Source organism: Acinetobacter sp. YH01019 (assembly GCF_013420285.1).
Lineage (GTDB): Bacteria > Pseudomonadota > Gammaproteobacteria > Pseudomonadales > Moraxellaceae > Acinetobacter > Acinetobacter gandensis.
Map to the genome: position 1 here is coordinate 1 of NZ_VOYM01000093.1, position 9,337 is coordinate 9,337.

The 9,337-nt window shown below is 40.2% G+C and carries 7 protein-coding genes and 1 rRNA gene; 6 read left to right on the plus strand and 2 right to left on the minus strand.

The window, feature by feature from the left end:
- Nucleotides 1-4: 4 nt before the first annotated feature.
- The 6 genes from rrf (at nt 5) to FTT84_RS15425 (ending at nt 6,655) form a co-directional block, all read left to right on the plus strand.
- A 5S ribosomal RNA gene (rrf, locus tag FTT84_RS15400) occupies nt 5-119 on the plus strand.
- 553 nt (nt 120-672) lie between these two features.
- Entirely contained in the window at nt 673-2,046 is a 1,374-nt protein-coding gene (locus FTT84_RS15405) for an MFS transporter (RefSeq protein ID WP_067763415.1), read from the plus strand.
- 546 nt (nt 2,047-2,592) lie between these two features.
- Nucleotides 2,593-4,041: an aldehyde dehydrogenase family protein gene (locus FTT84_RS15410; RefSeq protein WP_180081717.1), complete on the plus strand. Its 1,449-nt coding sequence runs from the start codon at nt 2,593-2,595 to the stop codon at nt 4,039-4,041.
- Nucleotides 4,042-4,137: 96 nt separating this feature from the next.
- A complete protein-coding gene (locus FTT84_RS15415) occupies nt 4,138-4,698 on the plus strand; it encodes a DUF1287 domain-containing protein (RefSeq protein WP_180081716.1) in 561 nt (186 codons plus the stop codon).
- Nucleotides 4,699-5,061: 363 nt separating this feature from the next.
- Nucleotides 5,062-6,546, plus strand: coding sequence for a sodium-dependent transporter (locus FTT84_RS15420; protein ID WP_180081714.1), 1,485 nt, complete (start codon nt 5,062-5,064; stop codon nt 6,544-6,546).
- Between the two features lies 1 nt (nt 6,547).
- Complete coding sequence (locus FTT84_RS15425) at nt 6,548-6,655, plus strand: methionine/alanine import family NSS transporter small subunit (RefSeq protein ID WP_081410288.1); 108 nt, start codon at nt 6,548-6,550, stop codon at nt 6,653-6,655.
- Between the two features lie 78 nt (nt 6,656-6,733).
- On the opposite strand, the gene rsmB is transcribed toward FTT84_RS15425, so the two are convergent.
- Together rsmB and fmt are read right to left on the minus strand one after the other, a co-directional pair.
- A complete protein-coding gene (rsmB, locus tag FTT84_RS15430) occupies nt 6,734-8,041 on the minus strand; it encodes a 16S rRNA (cytosine(967)-C(5))-methyltransferase RsmB (protein ID WP_067763407.1) in 1,308 nt (435 codons plus the stop codon).
- On the minus strand, nt 8,041-9,000 hold the full coding sequence (gene fmt, locus FTT84_RS15435; protein ID WP_067763417.1) for a methionyl-tRNA formyltransferase: 960 nt from the start codon (nt 8,998-9,000) through the stop codon (nt 8,041-8,043). The genes rsmB and fmt overlap by 1 nt, the downstream gene beginning before the upstream one ends.
- Nucleotides 9,001-9,337: the final 337 nt, after the last annotated feature.

A 9,337-nucleotide genomic window follows, 5' to 3' on the forward strand; every position in this document is an offset into this window, starting at 1 on the left:
TTGTGCTGGCGACAATAGCAAGAGTGAACCACCTGATCCCTTCCCGAACTCAGAAGTGAAACCTCTTAGCGCTGATGGTAGTGTGGGGTTACCCATGTGAGAGTAAGTCATCGCCAGCTCATTATTCGAAATCCCCCTAACTCTTATGAGATAGGGGGATTTTTTTATGATTTAAAAATGATAAAAATCAAAAAGAATAAAACCAAAGCGTTATTTCACCTAGGAATCAGGAACTCAGCTGCCTTCTTGCTTATTTAAACACTTAATTAAAGTTAAATTATTAGGGTTTTATTTTGATTTTTATAAGACCTAAGCTCAACTTTATTTATTCACTATAGAAATCTTAGACTTAGGTCGTAGTCCAACGTATTTATTATGAAAAAATCGCGTTTTAATCTGACAATATCAATATCAAATAATCTATTGTCTGATTGTCATTAGGTGTTAATTAAGTCATTGAATATTATTAATTATAAAAACTAGACCCTCCGTCCACCATTTTTATTATGTGTAAATATTTCATTTTGATACTCATTTCTCTGACATTTTATGACTAAAAAAACCGCATATATCCTAAAGGTATGAGTCTATACCTTTGTAATTTTGGACAATTCATCATCAAAAACGGCATTGTAGCTGAAAAATAAATCTCACAATTGGAGGTGAGTTTCAATGTCTACAAGCACAGTGAATGTGAATAATGTGGTTGATAATGCCAAATTCACGAAGTCGCATTTAAGCATCATGTTGTGGTGTTTAATTTTGATTTTATTTGATGGTTATGATTTGGCCATCAATGGGGTAGCTCTACCTTTGCTAATGAAAGACTGGGGATTAACAGCTGTACAAGCGGGTATGTTAGCTAGTACTGCGCTGGCAGGTATGATGTTTGGTGCGATGATGTTTGGTACTTTGGCCGATCGAATTGGTCGTAAAAAAGTCATCATGATCTGTGTGTTTTTATTCAGTACTTTTACTTTTGCTGGCGGTTTTGCAACGAATCCGACAGAGTTTGGTGTGCTACGTTTTATTGCTGGTTTAGGTATTGGTGGTGTATTACCAAACTTAGTGGCGTTAACTTCAGAATATGCGCCTAAACGTCTACGTAGTACCTTAGTAACCACTATGTTTAGTGGTTATGCTATGGGCGGCATTATGGCAGCACTATTTGGTTCATGGTTTACAGCAGATCATGGCTGGCAAATTATGTTCTTTATTGCAGGTATTCCATTGTTATTGCTACCTTTAGCATGGAAGTTCTTACCTGAATCTCTGACTTTTTTGGTGAAAGTTGAACGTACGGCTGAAGCACGCCAAATGATTCAAAAAATTGCACCTGAACAAAATCTAAGTTCAACAGCAAAACTTGAGTTAACTGAAGTTGTTGTACCAGGTGGAACTTCTGTTAAAGCGCTATATAAACAGGGGCGTGGCTTAAGTACTGCACTGTTTTGGCTTTGCTTCTTTATGTGTTTATTAACGTTATATGCACTAGGCAGTTGGTTGCCAAAACTGATGATGGCCGCAGGATATTCTTTAGGTAGTAGTCTGACGTTTTTATTGGCCATGAACATTGGTGCGGTTATTGGCACAGTTGGTGGTGGTATTTTGGCGGATAAATTCCATTTGAAACCAGTGATTATTACACTGTGCTTAGCAGGTGCTGTAGCGCTGTCACTACTTGGATTTAACTCACCACAACCTGTGATTTATCTGTTGGTAGCTGTTGCGGGTGCTTCTGCAATTGGTTCGCAAATTTTACTGTATAGCTATGTAGCTCAATACTATCCGTTGTCTGTACGTTCAACCGGTATTGGCTGGGCATCTGCAGTTGGCCGTACTGGTGCAATTGTAGGTCCAATTTTGATTGGTTATTTATTGTCTCAAGAGTTACCACATCAAATTAATTTTATGGCCGTGGGGATTCCTGTTGTGATTGCAGCAATTGCAGTGTTCTTTATTCGCAAAGCACAAACTGATGAAGAAGTTGCAGCTGAAGCTGAGGCACAACGAAAAACCTTGAAAGCACAGCGTTCATATAGTTAAGTCTCACTTTAGAAAGCCCATCTTCTGATGGGCTTTTTTATCAATATTTTAATTATAAAGTAAAAAAGCCCCGACATCCTGTCAGGGCTCTTCTATATGCTTTGCAAGGTGAATTGTTCCATTGCATTTTGTCGTATGGTTTTTCTTTTTGTTTTAAGTTTGAGACATCCTGTCTCGGTATGGCTTCACTATAGGATTTTAGATAAGGCATGCCTAGATGAATCTGCCTCAGTTGTTGTAGGATATTTCTCACAAATATGTGTAAAAAACATGCAATTATAATTTTTTATATAAAATTAAGTTGATGTTTTAAAATGCTTATATTTAATTTTTTAGGTTTTTTGAAAAATTCAATTTCTAATAATCTTGCTGCTTGTGCTTTTAGTCGCAATGACTTTTAAATAAGGTAATGAACCTAAAAAGTTCTGCATTTTTGCCCATTTTTTATCAGCCTTGTTACGTAAATATAGTGAACTTAAAGCCAACTCAGCGCATGATAGGATTTATAGAAATCGCGTTATTATTCGGAATCCTAAGGAAATAAAAATGTCTGAATCAACAGTCAAAGTCACTGATTATCCTTTATACCTTGCAGGCAAAGCTGTAAAAACTGAACAATGGCTTGAGGTTCAAGATAAATATAGTCAGAAAGTCTTTGCCCGAGTTGCGCTGGCAGATGCTCAAACCATCGAGCAAGCCATTCAATCGGCAGTAAAATCGGCTGCTGAAATGGCCGCGCTTGAGCCATTTCAAAAACAAAAAATTCTGTTGCATTGTGTGAAACGCTTTAATGAAATGCGTGCAGAATTAGCAGACTTGTTAATTGCAGAAGGCGGTAAACCGCGTAAAGCGGCGGCGGCTGAAGTTGAGCGTTTAATTAATACCTTCCAAATTGCAGCGGATGCTGTCACACAAATTGAAGATGGTCGCATGATTCCATTGGCGGTGACATCAGCTGCCTCCGGCTATCAGGGCATGGTCAAGCATGTGCCGATTGGTCCAGTATCATTGATCAGCCCTTTTAATTTTCCTATCAATTTAACGGCGCATAAAATTGCTCCTGCAATTGCTGCAGGTTGTCCATTTGTATTGAAGCCTGCGAGTTTGACACCTATCTCAGCGTTAAAAATTGCAGAAGTTTTGGCTGAAACAGATTTGCCAAAAGGCGTGTTTTCAGTACTGCCATGTCCACGTGAACATGCGGACGTGTTGGTGACAGATGATCGCTTTAAATTACTCAGCTTCACGGGTTCTGATGTAGTCGGTTGGGATATGAAAGCGCGGGCAGGACGTAAAAAAGTCACACTTGAGTTAGGTGGTAATGCCGCGGTATTGATTGAGCCAGACACAGAGATCAGCGAAGCATTTATCGATCGTTTGGTTGGAGGTGCATATAATCATGCAGGGCAGGTATGTATTAGTGTGCAACGCATTTTAGTTCACGCGGATATCTATTCCGATGTGAAGAAAAAAATGATCGCTAAAATGAAGCAAATAAAGGCTACAAACCCAGAACTCGAAAGCACAATGGTGGGGCCGATGATTAAGGATGCTGAAGCGATTCGGGTCAATAAATGGGTGGATAAGGCGATTAAAAAAGGCGCAAAAGCCCTGGTTCGTGGTGAGTTGAAAGGTGCGTTGCTTGATCCTATTTTATTGGAAAATGTTGATGCGTCATTAGAAGTGTATAAGGACGAGATTTTTGGTCCTGTGGCGATTTTAGAGAAGTACAAGAACTTTGAAAAAGGTATCGCAAAAATAAATAGTAGCCGTTTTGGTTTACAGGCCGGCGTCTACACTAAAAACTTAAATAAGATGATGTATGCATGGAATCATCTGGAAGTGGGGGGTGTAATCATTAATGATATCCCATCATTTCGGGTTGATAACATGCCCTATGGCGGCGTAAAAGACTCTGGCTTGGGTCGTGAAGGGATTCAATCGGCTATTCGTGATATGCAAGAAGAGCGCGTGCTGGCGATTAAATTATCATGATCTAGTTTGATCAGGCATCAATCAGCATGGTCTGATCGGTGCCTTTATTTTGAGTACAATCTTTCCTATAAAAAGTAATGCAGTGAATAAGAACAGATGAAGCAGATTTTTTTATTTTTGAGTTTAATTACCGTGCAAGTTTCGTCTTGGGCATTGGATGCTCAGCAAATGGTAGCGGATGCGCGTGGACAAATTGGCAAAACCTTGCACTATGATCCTGCATATACCCCGTTAGCGTACCCAATGGGAGATGTTCCGATTGTAAAAGGTGTATGCACTGATGTGGTGATTCGGGCATTACGTTTGCAGGGGATTGATCTGCAAAAAACCATTCATGAAGATATGAGAGCTCATTTTAAATCCTATCCACAAAAATGGGGACTGAAAGGGCCAGACAAAAATATTGATCACCGCCGTGTGCCGAATATACAAGCGTGGATGAAACGTCAAGGCTATCAAGTTTTGGATCAGCAATATTTAGCAGGAGATGTTGTCACTTGGGACTTAGGTCGGGGGCTTGTACATATTGGTATTGTTTCAGACCGTCAATCTACTCTGAACAAGACACCACTCATTATTCACAATATTGGGTCAGGTACGCAGGAAGAAGACATTTTATATGCTTATAAAATTACTGGACACTATCGAGTGAAATAACTAAGTGGATTACACTATAAATATATCATTCCTAAAAGTTATATTATTGATAATTTTGTTGTATAAAAAATAAGCTGATTAAATGAACATTTGATATAAAACAGATTATAAAAATGGAATATTTGCTTCAGAAATTACAGAAAAAGGCTGGAAAAGTGAGTATTGTTGAATTCATACAAAAGAAAAATATTTTGTTATGTTTTTAACAAAAATTGATGACTTATTTTTCTGTTTGCTTTCTAGTAAAGAAGCTCACAAGGTAACTTACTAGATCAAACACCCAGAATTTATTTTTATGGTGCTTTTTTGCTCGCGATATAACCATAACAAGCAGCAAAGAGCCGCCTAAGGTTTAGGTGTTCTATGTCAGATAAACGTGAAAACTGGTCAGCACGATCAGGCTTTATTATTGCCGCGATTGGTTCGGCGGTAGGTTTGGGTAACATTTGGCGTTTCCCATATGTGGCTTATGAAAATGGTGGCGGTGCCTTCTTAATTCCGTATTTGGTTGCGATTTTTGCAGCGGGTCTACCATTGTTGTTTCTTGACTATGCAGTCGGTCACAAATTCCGTAAAGCACCTCCAACAGCGTACAAAAAGTTGATGAATAGTGAAGCGTTGGGATGGTGGCAGGTGATGGTGACATTGATCATCGGTATCTACTATGCCAGCGTATTGTCTTGGGCGGGCAGCTACATTTACTACTCGATTGGTCAAAAATGGGGTGAAGATACTCAAGGCTTCTTCTTTAATACCTATTTGCAAAATGCCGATGGTATTGCCTTTGGTTTCGTACCGACATTGTTCTTTGGCTTAGTGATTGTTTGGGCAATTACCGTGTTTATTCTTTACGGTGGCGTAAAGAAAGGGGTAGAGCTTTCTAATAAAATCTTTATTCCATTGTTGGTGATTTTATTCAGCATTCTTGTTATTCAAGCATTACGCTTACCAGGTGCAACAGATGGCTTAAATGCGTTCTTTACACCGAACTGGGAAGCCATGACCAACTATAAAGTATGGTTGGCAGCATTCGGTCATATCTTCTTCTCGTTATCTGTAGGTTTCGGGATCATGTTGACTTATGCGTCTTATTTGAAAGCAAAAACCAATTTAACCGGTTCAGGTATGGTGGTTGCACTCGCTAACTCATCGTTTGAAATTTTGGCAGGTATTGGTATTTTTGCAGCTTTGGGCTTTATGGCACATAGTGCAGGTGTACCTGTAAATGAAGTGGTTTCGGGCGGTATTGGTTTAGCCTTTATTGCATTCCCGAAAATTATTTCGAGCTTAGGTGCAGGCGGCGACTTATTTGGCTTCCTATTCTTCTCATCTCTTGCTGTTGCGGGTATTACGTCAATGGTGAGTATTTTAGAAGTGCCAATCGCCTCATTCCAAGATAAATTGGGTTGGTCACGTAAGAAAGCTGTAACGATTGTCGGCGGTGGCTCTGCAATTATTTCAACCTTGATTTTCTCGACACATAGCGCGATTACTTTCGTTGACATCATTGACTACTTCGCGAATAACATTGGTATTGTGGCGGGTGGTTTGTTCTCTATTATCTTGGTGTCTTGGTTCCGTCGTCCATTGTTAACGCAATTGAAAGACCACGTAAACCAGTACTCAAGTATTAAATTGGGCTTTGGTTGGAATTTCTTAATTACGGTAATTACACCCTTATCACTCTTGGTGGCATTGGGCTTAACCATTAAAGCAATCGCAACAGAAGGCTACGGTGGATATCCAGTTGAAGTACTGTTACCTGTAGCAGGTGCGGTGATGGCTGTATTTGTAATTGGTGCAATTGTATTTAGTTGCATGAAAGACAAAGAAACTGAGGAGAAATAAAATGAATACTTCCGCAATGGTGATGTTGATTATTTCTATCGTGTTACTTTGGGGCGGCTTAATCTTGGCCTCCATCCACTTAGCGAAACATCCTGACGAAGAAGATTAAGATCTTCTTCCCAATAAAAAAGGAACCTTCAAGGTTCCTTTTTTATTAATATATCTATAGACAAAACATCAGTAGGTATTAAGCCGTTTTTGTAATTCGGCAATAATAGAAACCATCACCATGACCCACTTCAGGGAATAACTGACGACCGTGGATTTGTTCAATGCCCCAATCGGCGTCAATTTTGACTTCTTGTGCATCAGCATGCGAAGCAAAGAAATTCACCATTTGTTGCTCATTTTCAGCTTTTAAAATCGAGCAGGTGATGTAAAGCAGGGTGCCGCCCACTTTAAGCTGCTGCCACATATTTTCAAGAATTTGTTTTTGCAACTCGACTGTTTTTGCAATGTCGCCAGATTGGCGAAGTAGGCGAATGTCAGGATGACGACGCATCACACCTACTGCTGAACATGGTGCGTCAAGGACGATACAATCTGCTTGTTCAGGTGCTGTCCAAGTCACTGCATCCGCAGTAATAATTTCAACATGTTTACCATCTAAAACTAGACGCTCTAAATTTTCCGTCACACGTTTTAAACGCTTTTCATCCTGATCTAATGCGATCATTTTGCGTAGATCAAAAGTCTCAAGAATGTGTGCTGTTTTGCCACCCGGTGCAGCGCAAGCATCAATTACAAATTTATCATCTAAATTTGGCAACAGGGTTGCACACAGTTGAGCGTGTTCATCTTGTACGGAAAAACCACCTGCTTCAAAACCCGGTAGGCTTGGAATATGCAAGCTTTCATCCATCACAATACCGACGTTTGAAATTTCACAGCGATGTGCTTCGATACCTTCATCTAGCAGGATATCTAGGTACTCATCACGGCTGACTTGACGAGTATTAACACGTAAAGTGAGAGGAGCAACTTGTTTCAGCTGATAACTGATTTCGTTAAATTGTTCGCCCCAATCCTTTTTCAGTCGCTTGGATAACCAACTTGGTAAGTTGGTCGCTTGTTCAAGGACATCATAAAATTGTTCAGTTTCACGAGTCGCGCGACGTAATATCGCATTCACCACGCCACTTAAACTTTCCATGCCCAATTGTTTACTGGCTTCTACTGTTTCAGAGATCGCTGCATGTGCCGCCACACGGGTGCACAGCAATTGATAGAGTCCCAAATACAGACAGGTTTCAACGACTTGGTTTTCTAGTGGCTTTGACAATAATGGTAAGGTTAATTGTTTAAGCGCATGCCATTGACGTAGGCAACCTAAAACCAATTCATGGTAGAGCGCACGGTCTTTGTCTGACACGATATTCATATGTTGTGCCAGTACAGACTGTAGCGACTGACCATTTTGGACAGCCAATAACGTTTTCACAACCTGAGCACGTAAGTTGAGGTTTTTACCTGAGGCGTGGGGAGATTGCTTCATTATAAAATTTGTCCAATATTCAATTTTTGAGTTTGCAGGATTTGAACTGCATTCAGCGGTTTACCGCCCGGCCATTGTAGCGTAGTCAGACGAATTACACTGTTATTGCCGCAGGCAACATGTACACCGTGTTTATCAATTGCAATGATTTGGCCTGGTTGAGCCTCTTTTGCATTTGCATCTGAAAGTTGTGAATTCCAAACACGAAGATTGTTTTGTTCATCGAGTTGGATAAAAGCCACAGGCCATGGATTAAATGCACGAATATTTCGGTCAATTTGGATCGCATCCAAAGACCAATCTAGTTTCGCTTCAGCTTTTGAAAGTTTATGTGCATAAACAGTTAATGCTTCGTCCTGCACTTCACGTTGTTCAAGGTAGTGCTGTAAGCTTTCTTCTGATGCTAAAACCTGTACAGTTGCTTCGGCACCTTGTAGAGCAAGTTTGTCATGTAAAGATGCAGAGGTGTCTGTTGCTTCAATTGGGCAAATGGTTTTATACATCATGTCACCGGTGTCTAAACCAGCGGCCATTTTCATAATGGTTACTCCGGTTTCATGGTCGCCTGTGGCAATAGCACGTTGAATAGGTGCAGCACCACGCCAACGCGGTAATAAGGAACCATGAATATTGAGGCAACCGTACTTAGGTGTATCGAGGACCACTTGCGGCAAGATTAAACCATAAGCAGCGACCACCATTACATCGGCATTTAAAGCCGCCAATTCAGCTTGAGCAGCCAAACCTTCTTCAGTAGATGATTTGAAATGTAGTGGTTGATACACAGGAATATTGTGTTCCAGTGCCAACAATTTCACTGCAGATGCCGTTAGCTTTTGTCCGCGGCCAGCTTTGCGGTCAGGTTGAGTGTATACCGCAACGATGTCATGTTGAGTTTTGAGCAATGCAGCAAGAGCTGTTGCGGCAAATTCTGGTGTACCGGCAAAGATGATTTTCAATGGAAACAAACCGATTTTGTGGTGGATCAGCCAATTATAACAAAAGCGAGCTCTGGGTTATGTAGCAGTGCAAATTTAATAGACGAAAAAAGGTCATTTACTGACAAAATTTTCACTTTAAAAACGGCCAGTTAAAATCGCCCACTTATAGAAATTTGATGAAAATAAGAGGAAAAAACCATCAAAAAATAATACGTGATTATTCCGGTATGGCTTTGTTGCACAAAGATTTGAAATGCAAAGCGCCCCTAATTGAGCCAAATTTAAGGCGTAACTTGGGTAAGTGGTCGACCTAATTCCGTAAATCTGTTAAGAACTGCTACACGTGCATGGATCT

Excerpts from the sequence above, each read along its gene's own strand:
- FTT84_RS15415 (WP_180081716.1), top strand. The coding sequence starts at position 4,138 with ATGAAGCAGATTTTTTTATTTTTGAGTTTAATTACCGTGCAAGTTTCG.
- FTT84_RS15405 (WP_067763415.1), top strand. The coding sequence starts at position 673 with ATGTCTACAAGCACAGTGAATGTGAATAATGTGGTTGATAATGCCAAA.
- FTT84_RS15420 (WP_180081714.1), top strand. The coding sequence starts at position 5,062 with ATGTCAGATAAACGTGAAAACTGGTCAGCACGATCAGGCTTTATTATT.
- FTT84_RS15410 (WP_180081717.1), top strand. The coding sequence starts at position 2,593 with ATGTCTGAATCAACAGTCAAAGTCACTGATTATCCTTTATACCTTGCA.
- FTT84_RS15425 (WP_081410288.1), top strand. The coding sequence starts at position 6,548 with ATGAATACTTCCGCAATGGTGATGTTGATTATTTCTATCGTGTTACTT.
- rsmB (WP_067763407.1), bottom strand. The coding sequence starts at position 8,041 with ATGAAGCAATCTCCCCACGCCTCAGGTAAAAACCTCAACTTACGTGCT.